Origin of the sequence: Rhodovulum viride (assembly GCF_003265965.1) — a bacterium.
Classification (GTDB): domain Bacteria; phylum Pseudomonadota; class Alphaproteobacteria; order Rhodobacterales; family Rhodobacteraceae; genus Rhodovulum; species Rhodovulum kholense.
Genome location: NZ_MUAV01000003.1, coordinates 203868 through 219596, shown reverse-complemented (window position 1 = coordinate 219596; position 15729 = coordinate 203868). Strand labels below are relative to the sequence as shown.

Here is a 15729-nt window from a genome sequence, read left to right as displayed (position 1 = left end):
CTCCGGTCAGACGAACGCGTCTGGCATGTCCGCCTTGCGCCGGGCCACGTAATCCTCGACCGCCTCGCGCCGCGCCGGATCGAGCGGCGGCGCCTCGTAGCGCGCCAGAAGCCGGGTGACCCGGTCGGCCGCCAGCGTGGCCGTGTCGCGCGCGCCTTCCTCGTCCCAGGTCTCGAAGGGTTTGTAGTCGAGCAGATCGGTGCGCCAGAACGCGTCGCGGAAATGCGCCTGGGTATGGGCGCAGCCCAGGAAGTGCCCGCCCGGCCCCACCTCGCGCAGCGCGTCCATCGCCTGCGCCGCCGGGTCGGTGGCGATGCCCGCCGCCATCCGGTGCAGCGCGCCCAGCTGGTCGGCATCCATCACGTATTTCTCGTAGCTCGCGACCAGCCCGCCTTCCAGCCAGCCCGCCGCATGCAGCATGAAGTTGACCCCGCCCAGAAGCGCCGCGTTCAGCGTGGCGGCGGTCTCGTAGGCGGCCTGCGCGTCGGGCAGCTTGGACCCGCAAAGCGCGCCGCCCGACCGGAACGGCAGCCCCAGACGCCGCGCGAGCTGGCCCGCGCCGTAAAGGATCTGGCTGGCCTCGGGCGTGCCGAAGGTCGGCGCGCCGGAATTCATGTCGATCGAGGTCACGAAGGCCCCGAAGATCACCGGCGCCCCGGGCCGCACCAGCTGCGAATAGGCCACGCCCGCCAGCACCTCGGCCAGCACCTGGGTCAGCGTGCCCGCGACCGTCACCGGCGCCATCGCGCCGCCCACGATGAAGGGCGAGACGATGCAGGCCTGGTTTGCCGCCGCATAGACCTCGAGCGCGCCCATCATCGTCGCATCGAAGGTCAGCGGCGAGTTGATGTTGACGAGCGAGGTCATCACCGTGTTCTCGGCCACGAAGTCCTTGCCGAACAGCAATTCGCACATCGCCACCGAATCCCGCGCCCGCGAAGGTTCGGTGACCGAGCCCATGAACGGCTTGTCCGACAGGGTCATGTGGGCATGGATCATGTCCAGATGACGCTTGTTCACCGGCACGTCGGTTGGCTCGCAGACGGTGCCGCCCGAATGGTGCATCCATTTCGACATCTGGCCCAGCTGCACGAAGCGGCGAAAATCCTCCATCGTCGCATAGCGGCGGCCGCCGTCGATATCGCGCACGAAGGGCGGCCCGTAGACCGGCGCCAGCACCAGGTTGCGGCCGCCGATCTCGACGTTGCGTTCGGGGTTGCGGGCATGCTGGACAAAGCGGGCGGGCGCGGTCGCGCAAAGCTTGCGCGCGAGGCCCCGCGGGATGCGGACCCGTTCGCCCTCGATCTCGGCGCCCGCCTCGCGCCAGCGCGCCAGCGCGCCCGGGTTGTCGACGAAATTGACCCCGATCTCGGCCAGTACGGTTTCGGCATTGGCCTCGATCAGCTCCAGCGCCTCGGCGTTCAGGATCTCGAAATCGGGAATGTTGCGGGTGATGTAGCGCGCGGTCTCGATGCCCACATTGGTGCGCGCGGCACGGCGCGCGGCGCCGCCGCCTCCCCGGGCGCGGCGCCCTGCGTTCCCCTCAGCCTCGGACATGCACGTCTCCCGTCGATCTGGTCCTGCCTTCCCCGGTTCTAGCGCCGATGCCGCGCCGCAGGCCGCGCGGTTTGCGCCCTTTCCTTTGCCGTCCGCGACATCGGTCCGCGCCGCCGCCAAAGTTCCGCCCCATTCGCCGGGGCAGGTGCCCATGCGCGTCCAGAAATTTCCCGAAGGCGGCCCATGACCGGCCGCGCGGGGGCCGCGTTTCACCGGCACTTCTTGAGGCGTCGCGTCCGCGCGCGACACCGCCCGGGAATGCCTCCGAACCGGCGAAAACCGGCCCGACCGACACCTGCCTGCCCTCCGGCGACGGGGCGGGCCACAACCAGCAGCTTTGTCCGGTTGCGCCCCCGCATCCGCGCCCGGTCAGCACGACAGAGAGGACAGAGATGTCGAACCCCCTGCCCACCCTTCTTGCAATGACCGCCCTTGCGATTGCCGGAGGCATCCTGGCCACCCCCGTGCCAGCCGACAGCACCGGTCACGGAACGCAGATGGCGGCGGCGGATCCCGCGGCGCATGGCGCAGCGGCGGGTCATGCAGCCCCCGGGCATGGCGCCGACGGCCACGATACCCCCGCCCCCGCCCTGGCCCAGGGGCTTTGTCACGGCTTCGGGCCGCAGGCCCCGCGCGACATCACGATGACCCGGGGCAGCAACGGGCGGATCTTCAACATGGCCCCGCCCTCGTCCGAGCTGAACCTGTGCAACATCCACACCCATACCAATGCCGAACATTCCGGTCCCGGTTTCTCGATCAGCGCGGGCACGGGCGAACATGGCGGCTTCAAGTGCAACGAGACCGCCAGCCTGACCGAACAGGAACTGAGAGACCCGGCCGCCGGGCGCGGAGCGTTCCATGGCGCCAAACCGGGCGACACCATCGAGGTCCACTGGGTCTACAGCTCGTGCGACGTGGCCCCGGGCAAGGGGCTGGGCTCGTGCATGTCGGAAACCTGCCAGAACCCGCAATTGCGCGTCGAGGCGCAGGTCTTTCTGCTGGTCAACGATCACACCGCGCTCGACTTCAAGGATTTCATCTATCGCGGCACCCAGGTGAACGGGCTGCACCAGCCGCGCGCCCTGCCCCAGAACACCGGCACGCCGGTGCTTTATGGCGGCTCGACCACCGGCCCGAAATACACCCAGGCCACCTGTTCGCCGCTGCAGGTGACCTGGTCGGTGCGCCCGTCCTGCGCCAAGCTCGACATCAATTCGCTGTACGAATGGGCCGCCCATGGCAACGTCTTCGAAGAGGATCACAGCCATGGCGTGCGCCAGCTCGTGACCGCCGAAGAGCTCTTGTCGCCGATCCGCTGACCGCCCCCGCCGGGGGCCGTTTCGGCGGGATTGCCACGGCGCATGGGGTCGCATATTGAGACCCCATGAGCACCCATGACCGCCTTCTCATCATCGACTTCGGAAGCCAGGTGACGCAGCTGATCGCGCGCCGCCTGCGCGAGCTGAACGTCTATTGCGAAATCCATCCCTACCAGAATGTCACCGACGCCTTCCTGGCCGACTTCGCGCCCAAGGCGGTGATCTTCTCGGGCGGGCCCGCCTCCGTGCTGGACGAAGGATCGCCGCGTCCCCCCGAGGGCGTCTTCGCCCTCGGCGTGCCGATCCTCGGCATCTGCTACGGCCAGCAGGTGATGATGCAGATGCTGGGCGGCCGGGTCGAACGGGGCCACGGCACCGCCGAATTCGGCCGCGCCTATGTCACCCCCTCGGCCGAGCGGATCGACCTGCTGAAGGGCTGGTTCGCCCAGGACCGCGAGCAGGTCTGGATGAGCCATGGCGACCATGTGGCCGAGATCGCGCCGGGATTCACCGTCTACGGCACCTCGCCCAACGCGCCCTTCGCGATCACCGCGGACCTCTCGCGCAACTTCTTCGCCGTGCAGTTCCACCCCGAGGTGCACCACACCCCGAACGGCAAGACGCTTTACGAGAATTTCGTGCGCCTTGCGGGCTTCACCGGCGACTGGACCATGGGCGCCTATCGCGAAGAGGCGATCCGCAAGATCCGCGAGCAGGTCGGCGATGCCAAGGTCATCTGCGGGCTTTCGGGCGGGGTCGACAGCTCGGTCGCGGCGGTGCTGATCCACGAGGCGATCGGCGACCAGCTGACCTGCGTCTTTGTCGATCACGGGCTTCTGCGGCTGAACGAGGCCGAAGAAGTCGTGGCAATGTTCCGCGACAACTACAACATCCCGCTGATCCATGCCGATGAATCGGACCTGTTCCTGGGCGCGCTCGAAGGCGTCAGCGACCCCGAGGTCAAGCGCAAGACCATCGGCAAGCTCTTCATCGACGTCTTCCAGAAGCACGCGGCCGAGGTCGGCGGCGCCGAATTCCTGGCCCAGGGCACGCTTTACCCCGACGTGATCGAATCCGTCAGCTTCTCGGGCGGGCCCTCGGTCACCATCAAGTCGCACCACAATGTCGGCGGCCTGCCCGAGAAGATGGGCCTCAAGCTGGTCGAGCCGCTCCGCGAGCTTTTCAAGGACGAGGTCCGGGCGCTGGGCCACGAACTGGGCCTGCCCGCCAGCTTCATCGGCCGCCACCCCTTCCCCGGTCCGGGCCTCGCGATCCGCTGCCCCGGCGGGATCAGCCGCGAAAAGCTGGACATCCTCAGGAAGGCCGATGCCGTCTATATCGACCAGATCCGCCGCCACGGGCTTTACGACGAGATCTGGCAGGCCTTCGTCGCGATCCTGCCCGTCCGCACCGTGGGCGTCATGGGCGACGGGCGCACCTATGACTATGCCTGCGCGCTGCGTGCCGTGACCTCGGTCGACGGGATGACGGCGGACTATTACCCCTTCACCCACGACTTCCTGGGCGAGACCGCGACGCGGATCATCAACGAGGTCAAGGGCATCAACCGGGTCACCTACGACATCACCTCGAAGCCCCCGGGCACCATCGAATGGGAGTAATGCTGCCTTCGTGATAGACTGGGCCCGAGGACCGCTCGGGTCGGCAAGGAGAGCAAGTCATGCATCCAGATTATTCGGACTGGCTCAGGCGCGCAGTTCCAACCGAGGCGACTTGGTCGACGAAATTGTCGGAGTTGCGCCGCGTAGAGGCCCAGTACGGCGAGATCGACACGCTCTACGATGCCGACGAGTTGACAAGCCTCATCGATGAATTGACTTATTCCCGGGAGATGGAGCGGAGGGACGAGCCCAATCCCTCCAAGCTGCCGATCAACGGCAATTTGCGCAACAACCTTGCTTCCTACAAATCGGCGGTGGCGAAATACGCGCGGTTTCGAGCCGATCTGGAACTCGAAGCGGTTCAGCCGCATGCCAGAGACCTTAGCGAGGCGAACGCACAAACCGCCTCTGCAAGGGATCTCTGCTTCCGCTACGAGCAGGATCTGCAGACGGCCTTGGTATCCTGCGTCGAGCAGATCGAGCCCGGCCTCCATCTTTTTGAAAACGGAAAGGAATACGCCGTCCCATCCGGAAGGATCGACGTGCTGGCGGTGGACGCTCGGGGCAACCGCGTGGTGATCGAACTGAAGGCGACGACAGCCGGGCACGACGTCCTGGGCCAGATCGCGGCATACATGGCCGACATCGAAGACGAAACGGGCGCGCGCCCGCGCGGTGTGCTTATCGCACCGGACTTCGATCCCAAACTGATCCGCGCCGCCCGGATGATCGAAGGTCTCGTGTTGATGAAATACTCATTCGCCTTCTCGTTTTCCAGGGTCGGATGACAGACAGCGGAAGTCTCCTGAAAGCTGCCCTGTGGATGACCGGAGCGATCACCGCCTTCTCCTCGATGGCGGTTGCGGGGCGAATGGTCTCGGTCGAGCTCGATACGTTCGAGCTGATGCTCTACCGCTCGCTGATCGGCCTCGGGCTGGTGCTGGCGGTCGGCGGCGCCTTCGGACGGCTGGGCGAGATTTCGCGCCGACAGCTCGGTCTGCATGCCCTGCGCAATGTCTGCCATTTCACCGGCCAGAACCTGTGGTTCCTGGCGCTGGGCCTGATCCCGATGGCGCAGGTCTTCGCGCTGGAATTCACCTCGCCGATCTGGGTCGCGCTGCTGGCCCCCGCCATTCTGGGCGAGAGGCTGACCCCGACCCGGGCGCTGGCGGCCTTCATCGGCTTTCTCGGCATCCTTCTCGTCGCCCGGCCGAATCCGGCCGCGCTGGAACCCGGGGCGATGGCCGCCGCGGCCGCGGCGATCTGCTTTGCGGGATCGGCGCTGTTCACCAAGCGGCTGACTCGCAGCCAGTCGATCGTCTCGATCCTCTTCTGGCTGACGGCCATGCAGACCGTGCTGGGCCTTGCCTGCGCGGGCATCGACGGCCAGATCGCCTGGCCCTCGCCCGCCGCCTGGGTCCCGCTGACCGTGATCGGGCTGGCCGGGCTCACCGCGCATTTCTGCCTGACCAGCGCGCTGTCGGTCGCGCCCGCCAGCATCGTCATGCCGCTCGACTTCCTGCGCCTGCCCGTGATCGCGCTGGTCGGCATGGTGCTTTACGACGAACCCCTCGATCCGATGGTGCTTGTCGGTGCGGCAATTATTCTCGGGGCCAATTTCCTCAATTTGCGCGGGGAAGTGGGACGCCCGCGACACGCTGGTCAGGAAAACCGGATGGCACCCCGGCGAACGTCGCGTTAGCAATTGACCGGTGAAGCCCGCGCCCGCTAGCCTTTTGTAAAAGTCAAAAAGTGGGAGGAAAGAATGAAATATGCCGTTGGGGCGGCCGTTTTGGCTGCTGTGACGACAGGCCCGGCATTTGCGGGCGGGATCGAGAGATCGGTGCCCTCGGTCGGGATCCTTTTCGAACAGGGCACCTATGTCGAACTGGGCTTCAGCCGGTTCGATCCCGACGTGAGCGGGTCGTCGGACGTGACCGGCCTTGGCTCCGGCGACATGTTGCCGGGCTTCAGCGGCTACTCGCTCGCCTTCAAGCAGGATCTGGGCGACAGCATGGCCGTGGCGCTGATCCTCGATGAACCGATCGGTGCGGATGTGTCCTATGGCAGCACCAACACCTATCCGGTCGGATCTCCGCTCTCGACGCTCGACGGCGCGCAGGCCGACATCAATTCGACCGGTCTCACCGCATTGCTGCGATACGAGCTTCCGTCGAATGTCAACCTGATCGGCGGGGTCCGCGCCATCAGGACGTCCGGCACTGTCGGCCTGCCGGGCATCGGCGCCTATTCGATGACCTCCTCGACCGAGACCGATTTCGGCTACATTCTCGGCGTCGCCTGGGAAAAACCGGAAATCGCGGCGCGTGTGGCATTGACCTACAGTTCGGCCATCGACCATGCCTTCGATACGGTCGAGACCGCCGGCGCCTTTTCAATCTCGAACGAGCTTGACGTCACGATCCCGCAATCTCTGACGCTGGAATTCCAGAGCGGGATCGCGAAGGATACGCTTGTCTTCGGCTCGATCAGATGGGTGGACTGGACCGCCTTCGACATTACGCCCGATCTCTACACCGGCAGTGTCGTGCCCGGAGGATCTCTGGTCGATTACGACCACGACGTGACCACCTACAATCTGGGCCTCGGGCGCAAGTTCAACGACAACTGGTCGGGGGCCATTCTGTTCGGCTACGAAAAGCACGAAGGCAGCTATACCGGCAATCTCGGGCCGACCGACGGCTTCCGGTCGATCGGTCTGGCCGCAACCTATACCACCGGCAAGGTCAAGGTGACGGGCGGCGTGCGCTATGTCGATATCGGCAATGCCAAGACCGAGTTCGGTCCGACCACGACGACCTTCAAGGACAATCACGGTATCGGCGTGGGGCTGAGGGTCGGGTATTATTTCTGACACCTGCGCAGTGGCGCCAATCACGCCCCGGCCCCGGCCCCGGCCGGGGCGTTCGCGTTTCGCGGGCGGCGATTGGGTTTGACCGCCCCGCAGCGGCGGGATAGGACGCGGCGCGGATCGAAGGGGTGGTCGGATGATCTATGAGACGGCAGAGGCCTGGCGGCAGGCCAAAACCCGGCAGGTATTGCTGTTCGGCATGTCGGGGCTGGGCAAGACCCATGTGTCGAACATGCTGCGCGCCGAGGGCGGCTGGTTCCATTACTCGGTCGATTACCGCATCGGCACCCGCTACATGGGCGAATTCATCGCCGACAATTTCAAGCGCGAGGCCATGAAGGTGCCGCTGCTGCGCGAGCTTCTGCGCACCGACAGCGTGTTCATCGCCTCGAACATCACCTTCGACAATCTCGCGCCGCTCTCGACCTATCTTGGCAAGCCCGGCGCGCGCGACAAGGGCGGGCTGCCCTTCGACGAATACATGAACCGCCAGGCCCAGCACCGCGAGGCGGAAATCTCGGCGCTGCTCGATACCCCGCGCTTCATCGACCGCGCGGCCCAGCTTTACGGCTATGCCGATTTCGTCTGCGATTCCGGCGGCTCGATCTGCGAGGTCGTGGACCCCGAGAACCCCGAGGACCCGGTGCTGTCGGCGCTCTCGTCGCATCTGCTGCTGGTCTGGATCGAGGGCAGCGACGCCCATACCGCCGAACTGGTACGCCGCTTCGACCGCGCGCCGAAGCCGATGTATTACCAGCCCGAATTCCTGCATGCCGCCTGGGCCGATTACCTCGCCCAGACCGGCCTGACCGAAGACAGCGTCGATCCCGATGCCTTCGTGCGCTGGACCTATGCGCGCGCCCTGGCCCACCGGCAGCCGCGCTATGCCGCGATGGCGCGGAACTGGGGCGTCAGGGTCACCGCCGAAGAGGTCGCGGCCCTGCGCAGCCCCGAGGATTTCGTCGAGCTGATCGCCCGGGCTATCGACAGCGCGCCAGCGCGCCGCTGATCGCCGGGCCCGCGCCGGCCAGCCCGAACCGGCCCAGCGCGAAGCCCGCACCGTTGCGGATCTCGAGGCTTTGCCCGCGCATCAGCGCCCCCAACAGGGGCGCCCCGGGCGGAAGGCTTGCCAGCACGCTCAGATCGCCCGCCCCATCGCCCGCCCCGGTGAAGCTCACCGGAAATCCCTGCCCGTCCACGGCCAGCACCAGCACATTCGGCGCCGGGCCGCCCTCGACGCCTGCCAGTTGCAGGATGCGCTGGCCGCCCGGCGCGCAGAAGAGATAGAACAGCACATCCGGATCGGCCTCTGACCGGGTCCCGGCAAAGGCGCCGCGCCCGTCGGCTGTCGGCCCGCTGGCCCAGGGAACCGGCGCGGGCGCAGCTTCCGAGGGACATCTTTGCGCCACACAGGCGGCATAGGCCGGGTTGTCGGCCGGACCGAAGGCCGAGAGGCAACTCCAGATGCACCGCTGCAACTCCCATTCGGGGCCATCCTGGGCCGCGACCGGGCGCGCCCCACCCGCCGCCAGCACTGCGGCGCAGGTCAGAATCGGCAGCACTCTCGGCGATCTCGACCTTGTCCCGCGCACGCTTTCCCCTCCGGTTTCGCCGATTGTTCCATGTGATGAAACCGCGCGGGGTCCCGTCTGTCAATTGACCCGCCTCTCCCTTGAGAGACGGACCCAACTGACTTATGTTCACGCGCCGTTCGAGTGGAGATGTCCGATGCCCATCAAGATCCCGACCGACCTTCCCGCCTTTGACGTTCTGGCGCGCGAGGGAGTGATGGTGATGGGCGAGGATGCGGCGCTGCGCCAGGACATCCGGCCGCTGAAGATCGCGCTTCTGAACCTGATGCCGAAGAAGATCCAGACCGAGACGCAGTTCGCCCGGCTGATCGGCGCGACGCCCCTGCAGATCGAATTCAGCCTCGTGCGGATGACCGAGCACAAGACCAAGAACACCGCCGCCGAGCACATGGAGACCTTCTACCGCCCCTTTGCCGAAGTGGCGGCCAGCGGCGAGAAGTTCGACGGGCTTCTGATCACCGGCGCCCCGATCGAGCATCTGCCCTTCACCGAGGTCACCTATTGGGACGAGCTGACCCAGGTCTTCGACTGGACCCAAAGCCATGTGCATTCTACCTTCGGCATCTGCTGGGGTGGCATGGCGATGATCTATCACTTCCATGGGGTGCAAAAGCACATGCTGCCGAAGAAGGCCTTCGGCTGCTTCCGGCACCGCAATCTGGCGCCCGCCTCGCCCTATCTGCGCGGCTTTTCCGACGATTGCGTGATCCCGGTCAGCCGCTGGACCGAAATGCGCCAGGACGAGATCGACACGGCCCCCGGGCTGGTCACGCTGCTGGGAAGCGACGAAAGCGGCCCCTGCCTGGTCGAGGACCCGGCGCATCGCGCTCTCTATATCTTCAACCATTTCGAATATGACAGCGAGACGCTGAAACAGGAATACGACCGCGACGTGGCCAACGGCACCCCCATCAACGTCCCGCAGAACTACTATCCGGGCGACGATCCGGCCCTGCCGCCGCAGAACCGCTGGCGCAGCCACGCGCACCTGCTTTACGGCAACTGGATCAACCAGATCTACCAGACCACCCCCTTCGACCAGAGCCTGATCGGAACCCGCTGAGCATGCCCGAAGACTACGCCCCCACCGGACGGCTGATCGAGATCGACGGGCTTCAGGTCCATGCCCATCAGGAGGGCGCCGGTCCCGACGTGATCCTGCTGCATGGCGCGGGCGGCAATACCCGCGACTTCACCTTCGACCTGCTCGGGCGACTGTCGGGCCAGTTCCGCGTGACCGCCTTCGACCGGCCGGGGCTCGGCCATACCGACCCGTTGCACCCGAATGGCGAAAGCCCCACCGAACAGGCCGCGGTGCTCGAGGCCGCCAGCGTCCGGCTGGGGCTTGGCCCGGCGGTTCTGGTCGGCCATTCCTTCGGGGGGGCCGTGGCGCTTGCCTGGGCGCTCGACCATCCGGCGCGGGCGGCGGCCATCGTGTCGCTCGCGGGCGCGGCGATGCCCTGGCCCGGCGGGCTCGGCCCCTATTACGAACTGGTCTCGTCGGATTTCGGGTCGATGTTCATGGTCCCGCTGATCTCGGCCTTCGTGCCGCGCTTCGTCGCCGACCAGACCATCGCCCGGATCTTCGAACCCGACCCGGTTCCCGACGGCTATGCCGATCATATCGGCATCGCGCTCAGCCTGCGCCCCGATACGCTGCGCGCCAATACCCGGCAGGTGAACGGGCTCAAGCCCCATATCCGCGCCATGGCCGACCGCTACGACGCGCTGCGGATGCCGATCGAGATCCTGCATGGCACCGCCGACCGGATCGTGCCGATCGAGGTCCATTCCCGGCCGCTGGCCGAACGCCTGCCCAACGTTCATCTGACCGAACTCGACGGCGTCGGCCACATGCCCCACCACGCCGATCCCGAGGCGGCGGTTGCGGCGATCCGCCGGGCGGCGGCGCGGGCCGGATTGCGTCCCGCCGCCTGATCGTCATACTGCCCGGGACCGGCCCGGAGCATGCGATGACAGATCTTCCCTTCGACGGCGCGATCACCCGCTTCTACGAGCACGACGCGCCCCACGAGATCCGCAAGGCCATTGCGGACAGCCACAAGCACGACATCCTGTCCGACAGCTATCCCTATGACCGCCTGCTGGACAAGCACACCTATGCCGAGGATCTTGAGGCGCTGCAGATCGAGCTGGCCAAGCTGCAAGCCGATGTGAAGGCCACCGGCAAGCGCATCGCCATCCTCTTCGAGGGCCGTGATGCGGCCGGCAAGGGCGGTACCATCAAGCGGTTTCGCAAGAACATGAACCCGCGCGTCGCCCGGCTGGTGGCGCTGCCCGCGCCCTCGGACCGCGAGAAAAGCGAGTGGTACTTCCAGCGCTATGTCGAGGAACTGCCCGCGGGCGGCGAAATCGTGCTGTTCGACCGGTCCTGGTACAACCGCGCCGTGGTCGAGCATGTCTTCGAATTCTGCACCGAGGCCGAGCGCGAACGCTTCTTCGATCAGGTTCCCCGCTTCGAGGAGATGCTGGTCGACGAGGGCGTGCTGCTGGTCAAGATCTGGCTGAACGTGGGCCAGGCCGAACAGCTGCGCCGCTTTCTGCAGCGCGAAGGCGACCCGCTCAAGCAATGGAAGCTGTCCTGGATCGACGTCGAGGGGCTGAAGCGCTGGGACGCCTATTCGGCGGCGATCCGCGAAACCTTCATGCGCACCCATACCGGGCCTGCCCCCTGGACGGTGATCCGGTCGGACGACAAGCGCAGGGCGCGGCTGGCCGCGATCCGGCGCGTGTTGTCGCTGGTCGATTACAAGGGCAAGAAGGACAAGGTCGTGGGCGACCCCGACCCGCGGATCTGCGGCGGTCCCGAGATCTGGACGCTCTAGCCTCCCTGAAACCCGACCTCAGGCGAACAGCACCAGCGACCGCGCATCCCAGGCGACCCGCGCCTCGGTGCCCCGGTCCAGCACCGGCCGCCCGACGAGGTTCTTCATCGAGATCGTCATCGGCCGGTCGACCCCGTCCAGCCGCACCACGTAATAGGTCATGTCCCCGTAATAGGACAGATCCTCGACCGTCCCGATCGCGACGCGGCGGTCGGTGGTTTCGCCGGGAAACAGGATCGACATGGTCTCGGGGCGGATGCCCACGCTTTGGGTCTGGCCCGGATGCCAGCCGCCGGGCAGCTGATCGGGGGCGATCACCGCGCGGCCCAATCCGGCCGCCTCGACCTCGATATGGGTCTCGTCGCTGACCGTGGCGGTCGCGGGCAGGAAGTTCATCACACCGATGAATTCGCCCACCTGACGCGTGTTGGGCCGCCGGTACAGCTGTTGCGGGGTGTCGAGCTGGGCGATCTGGCCCTCGAACATCACCGCGATCCGGTCGGACATGATCAGCGCCTCTTCCTGATCGTGGGTGACCAGGATGAAGGTGATGCCCACCTGCCGTTGCAACCGCCGCAGCTCGGTCTGCATCTGTTCGCGCATCTTCTTGTCAAGCGCCGACAACGGCTCGTCCAGCAGCAGCACCTTGGGTTCCAGGATCAGCGCGCGGGCCAGCGCCACGCGCTGCCGCTGCCCGCCCGACAACGCATGCGCGGCGCGGGCGCCATAGCCCCTGAGCCCCACCATCTCCAGCGCCTCGGCCACCTTGCGCGCCTTCTCATCCCGGCTCAGCGGCTCGCGCCGGAGGCCAAAGCCAACATTCTCGGCCACCGTCAGATGCGGGAAGATCGCGTAGGACTGGAAAACCATGTTGGTCGGCCGCACATTGGCCGGCACCCGTTTCATGTCCTTGCCGTCGATCGTCAGCCGGCCGCCCGACAGTTCCTCGAAGCCTGCGATGGTGCGCAGAAGCGTGGTCTTGCCACAGCCCGACGGTCCCAGCAGCGAAAAGAACTCGCCCTGCCGGATCTCGGCACTGATCCCCCGCAGCGCGTAATACTCGCCGTAGTATTTCTCGACATTCTCGAGCGCGATGATGGGGCGTTCGACGCCCAGCGTGTCTTTCACAGGAAACCTCCGGCGTCGGCCTGTCCGGTGCGCGCGACGCCCCGGCGGCGGAAATATTCGGCAATGGCAAGCAGGATCACAGAGGCCAGCACCAGGATCGTGCCCAGCGCCATGATCACGGGGATCTTCTGCGGAAAGCGGAGCTGGCCCCAGATATAGACCGGCAGGGTCGGGTTGGTCCCGGTCAGGAAGAAGGCGATGATGAACTCGTCGAGCGAGATCGTGAAGGCGATCAGAAGCGACGAGATGATGCCCGGCATCACCAGCGGCAGCGTGATGAGCCGGAAGCTCGACCAGCGGGTTTCGCCCAGATCGATAGCGGCTTCCTCCAGCGAGACGTCGAGGCTTTGAAAGGCCGAATTCAGGATCGCGATGGAAAACGGCGTGCACATCAGCACATGGCCCAGCACCACCGTCCAGGACCCGAGCGGCAGGCCGAGTTGCAGCAGCACCACCAGCAACGAGACCGCCACGATGATCTCGGGCAGCACCAGCGGCAGCATGATCAGCCCCAGAATGCCCTTCTTGCCCGGAAAGGCAAAGCGCGTGCCCGCCCGGGCGGCACAGATCCCCAGACAGGTGGCGATCAGCGCCGACGAAACCGCGATGATCAGGCTGTTCAGCACCGCCGCATGCAGCGCCGGGATGGTCAGAAGCTCCTTGAACCATTCCAGCGTGAAGCCCTTCAGCGGAAAGGCGATCACCGTGCCATCATTGAAGGCAAAGATCGGCAGCAGCGCGATCGGCGCATAGAGAAAGATCAGATAGAGGATCGCGTAAAGCCTGAGGCTCTTCATTTCTGCCCCTTCAGGTACCGGCGATTGAGGAACAGGAAGACCAGAGAGACCGCCGTCACCATCGCCATCGCCAGCACCGCCAGTGCCGCGCCCATGGGGGCGTTGTTCAGCTTCAGGAACTGGGTCTGGATCATGTTGGCGATCATCAGCCCGTTCGGCCCGCCCACAAGCCGGGGCGTCACATAGTCCCCGATGGTCGGGATGAAGACGATCAGCACCGCCGCCACGACCCCCGGCATCGCCAGCGGCAACGTCACCCTCAGGAAGGTCATGACCCGGCTTTCGCCCAGATCGCGGCTGGCCTCCAGCAGCGAGCGGTCGATCTTTTCCAGTGCCACGTAGATCGGCAGGATCGCGAAGGGCGCATAGGCGTGCGCCAGCGTGATCACCACCGCATTCGCGTTATAAAGGATAAAACTTAGCGGCTCGTCGATGATCCCGAGCCCGGTCAGCGTGGTGTTGAGCACACCGTTATAGCCAAGGATCACCTTCCACAGGAAAACCCGCATCAGGTAGGACGACCAGAACGGGATGGTGATCAGGAAGATCCACATCGACTTGCTGGACGGCGGCACGTTGAACGAGATGAAATAGGCGATGGGAAAGGCGGTCAGCACCGTCGCGACCGTCACCGCCAGCGAAATCACCAGAGAGCGCAGCAGAAGCTCGCCATAAAGCGGGTCCGACAGCGCCTCGCGATAATTCTTCAGCGTCAGCGTGGTATCGAGCGTCAGGTAATCCTGCGTCCAGAAGCTGAACAGCACGATAGCCGCCAGGGGTGCTGCCAGCAGCAGCAGCGCGTAAAGGAAAGGCGGCGCCACCAGGAAATACCCCTGGGCCGCCTCGCTTCGGCCCAGCCGGGGCCTTGCCTTGGTCTCGGTCATTGGAATCGCGCCACTCCCCGTTTCGGACGCGATCATGGAAACAGACGCGGCCCTGTGCAAGGGCACCCGGGCCGTCCCGGGCAAGTTCCTTGGGCACCTGCCCGAAATTTCGGCAGAACCCCGCGGATGCCCGGTGCGGCCCGGTTCGGGCCGGGCCTAACCCATGGCGCGCAAGCGTTTGATCAGGCTCGACGTATCCCAGCGCGCGCCGCCCAGCTTCTGCACATCCTTGTAGAACTGGTCGACCAGCGCGGTCACCGGCAGGCTCGCGCCGGTCTTGTCCGCGGTGGCCAGACAGATGCCCAGATCCTTGCGCATCCAGTCGACCGCGAAGCCATGGTCGAACTTGTCGTCCAGCATGGTCTGATAGCGGTTCATCATCTGCCAGCTTCCGGCCGCGCCGCCGCCGATCACCTCGACCACCGCGCGTCCGTCAAGCCCGGCCTTCTCGGCGAAATGCAGCCCCTCGGACAGACCCTGCACCAGCCCCGCGATGCAGATCTGGTTGACCATCTTGGTCAGCTGCCCGGCACCGGTGCCGCCCATCAGCTTGGACAGCTTGGCATAAGCGGCCATCACCGGTTCGGCCGCCGCATAGGCCGCCTCGGGGCCGCCGCACATGATCACAAGCTGGCCGTTCTCGGCGCCCGCCTGCCCGCCCGAAACCGGCGCATCGACGAAGGCAATGCCCCGCGTCTGGGCCAGCGCCGCCATCTCTTCGGTCACCATCGACGACACCGTGGTGTGATCGACGAAGACCGCGCCCGAAGCCATACCGGCAAAGGCCCCGGTTTCGCCGTCGCAGATCGCGCGCAGGTCGTCGTCATTGCCGACGCAGGCCATCACGAATTCGGCCCCCTCGGCCGCCGCGGCCGGTGTCGGCGCGGCGCGCCCGCCATGTTCGGCCACCCAGGCCTCGGCCTTGGCGGCGGTGCGGTTGTAAACGGCAACTTCATGACCCGCGGCGGCAAGATGCCCCGCCATCGGATACCCCATCACCCCAAGCCCCAGAAACGCAACCCGTGCCATGCGGCTCCTCCCCTCGTTGCATGAAACGCCATTTGCCCTTACCTAACGGCCTCATCCGAGGCGTCAACAACGGGTGCGCC

At 66.1% G+C, this 15729-nt stretch carries 15 protein-coding genes; 9 read left to right on the top strand and 6 right to left on the bottom strand.

All coding sequences use genetic code 11. The features are described from left to right. Positions 1 to 6: 6 nt before the first annotated feature. Positions 7 to 1557, bottom strand: a complete 1551-nt coding sequence (locus BYZ73_RS03755) for a trimethylamine methyltransferase family protein (RefSeq protein ID WP_108022989.1) — start codon at positions 1555 to 1557, stop codon at positions 7 to 9. A gap of 422 nt (positions 1558 to 1979) precedes the next feature. On the opposite strand from BYZ73_RS03755, the gene BYZ73_RS03750 reads away from it, so the two are divergent. The 6 genes from BYZ73_RS03750 (at position 1980) to BYZ73_RS03725 (ending at position 8382) form a co-directional block, all read left to right on the top strand. Then, complete coding sequence (locus BYZ73_RS03750; protein ID WP_245943037.1) at positions 1980 to 2879, top strand: delta-class carbonic anhydrase; 900 nt, start codon at positions 1980 to 1982, stop codon at positions 2877 to 2879. Positions 2880 to 2944: 65 nt separating this feature from the next. Continuing rightward, positions 2945 to 4501 (top strand): glutamine-hydrolyzing GMP synthase, encoded by a 1557-nt coding sequence (gene guaA, locus BYZ73_RS03745; RefSeq protein ID WP_112314946.1) that lies wholly within the window; start codon positions 2945 to 2947, stop codon positions 4499 to 4501. A 59-nt stretch (positions 4502 to 4560) separates the two neighbouring features. Continuing rightward, positions 4561 to 5289 carry an endonuclease NucS domain-containing protein gene (locus BYZ73_RS03740; RefSeq protein ID WP_112314945.1) on the top strand — a complete coding sequence of 243 codons (729 nt, stop codon included), beginning with the start codon at positions 4561 to 4563 and terminating at the stop codon, positions 5287 to 5289. After that, positions 5286 to 6203: a DMT family transporter gene (locus tag BYZ73_RS03735; protein ID WP_112314944.1), complete on the top strand. Its 918-nt coding sequence runs from the start codon at positions 5286 to 5288 to the stop codon at positions 6201 to 6203. The genes BYZ73_RS03740 and BYZ73_RS03735 overlap by 4 nt, the downstream gene beginning before the upstream one ends. Positions 6204 to 6266: 63 nt before the next feature. Continuing rightward, on the top strand, positions 6267 to 7376 hold the full coding sequence (locus tag BYZ73_RS03730) for a hypothetical protein (RefSeq protein WP_108022981.1): 1110 nt from the start codon (positions 6267 to 6269) through the stop codon (positions 7374 to 7376). 133 nt (positions 7377 to 7509) lie between these two features. Further along, a complete protein-coding gene (locus BYZ73_RS03725) occupies positions 7510 to 8382 on the top strand; it encodes an ATPase (RefSeq protein WP_112314943.1) in 873 nt (290 codons plus the stop codon). On the opposite strand, the gene BYZ73_RS03720 is transcribed toward BYZ73_RS03725, so the two are convergent. Further along, positions 8354 to 8935 (bottom strand): hypothetical protein, encoded by a 582-nt coding sequence (locus BYZ73_RS03720; protein ID WP_112314942.1) that lies wholly within the window; start codon positions 8933 to 8935, stop codon positions 8354 to 8356. The genes BYZ73_RS03725 and BYZ73_RS03720 overlap by 29 nt on opposite strands. 166 nt (positions 8936 to 9101) lie before the next feature. Here BYZ73_RS03720 and metA point away from each other — a divergent pair, with 166 nt between their 5' ends. From metA to ppk2, 3 genes are read left to right on the top strand one after another with little or no spacing between them, the layout of a single operon-like run. After that, positions 9102 to 10028, top strand: coding sequence for a homoserine O-acetyltransferase MetA (gene metA / locus BYZ73_RS03715; RefSeq protein WP_112314941.1), 927 nt, complete (start codon positions 9102 to 9104; stop codon positions 10026 to 10028). Between the two features lie 2 nt (positions 10029 to 10030). Next, on the top strand, positions 10031 to 10903 hold the full coding sequence (locus BYZ73_RS03710; RefSeq protein WP_112314940.1) for an alpha/beta fold hydrolase: 873 nt from the start codon (positions 10031 to 10033) through the stop codon (positions 10901 to 10903). A 35-nt stretch (positions 10904 to 10938) separates the two neighbouring features. Continuing rightward, a complete protein-coding gene (gene ppk2, locus BYZ73_RS03705; RefSeq protein ID WP_112314939.1) occupies positions 10939 to 11811 on the top strand; it encodes a polyphosphate kinase 2 in 873 nt (290 codons plus the stop codon). Positions 11812 to 11829: 18 nt separating this feature from the next. Here ppk2 and BYZ73_RS03700 read toward each other — a convergent pair whose 3' ends face one another. The 4 genes from BYZ73_RS03700 to BYZ73_RS03685 form a co-directional block, all read right to left on the bottom strand. Beyond that, a complete protein-coding gene (locus tag BYZ73_RS03700; RefSeq protein ID WP_245895469.1) occupies positions 11830 to 12939 on the bottom strand; it encodes an ABC transporter ATP-binding protein in 1110 nt (369 codons plus the stop codon). After that, positions 12936 to 13736, bottom strand: a complete 801-nt coding sequence (locus BYZ73_RS03695; protein WP_108022969.1) for an ABC transporter permease — start codon at positions 13734 to 13736, stop codon at positions 12936 to 12938. The genes BYZ73_RS03700 and BYZ73_RS03695 overlap by 4 nt, the downstream gene beginning before the upstream one ends. Continuing rightward, positions 13733 to 14620 carry an ABC transporter permease gene (locus BYZ73_RS03690; RefSeq protein ID WP_220086786.1) on the bottom strand — a complete coding sequence of 296 codons (888 nt, stop codon included), beginning with the start codon at positions 14618 to 14620 and terminating at the stop codon, positions 13733 to 13735. The genes BYZ73_RS03695 and BYZ73_RS03690 overlap by 4 nt, the downstream gene beginning before the upstream one ends. Positions 14621 to 14776: 156 nt before the next feature. Beyond that, positions 14777 to 15649, bottom strand: coding sequence for an NAD(P)-dependent oxidoreductase (locus tag BYZ73_RS03685; protein WP_112314937.1), 873 nt, complete (start codon positions 15647 to 15649; stop codon positions 14777 to 14779). Positions 15650 to 15729: the final 80 nt, after the last annotated feature.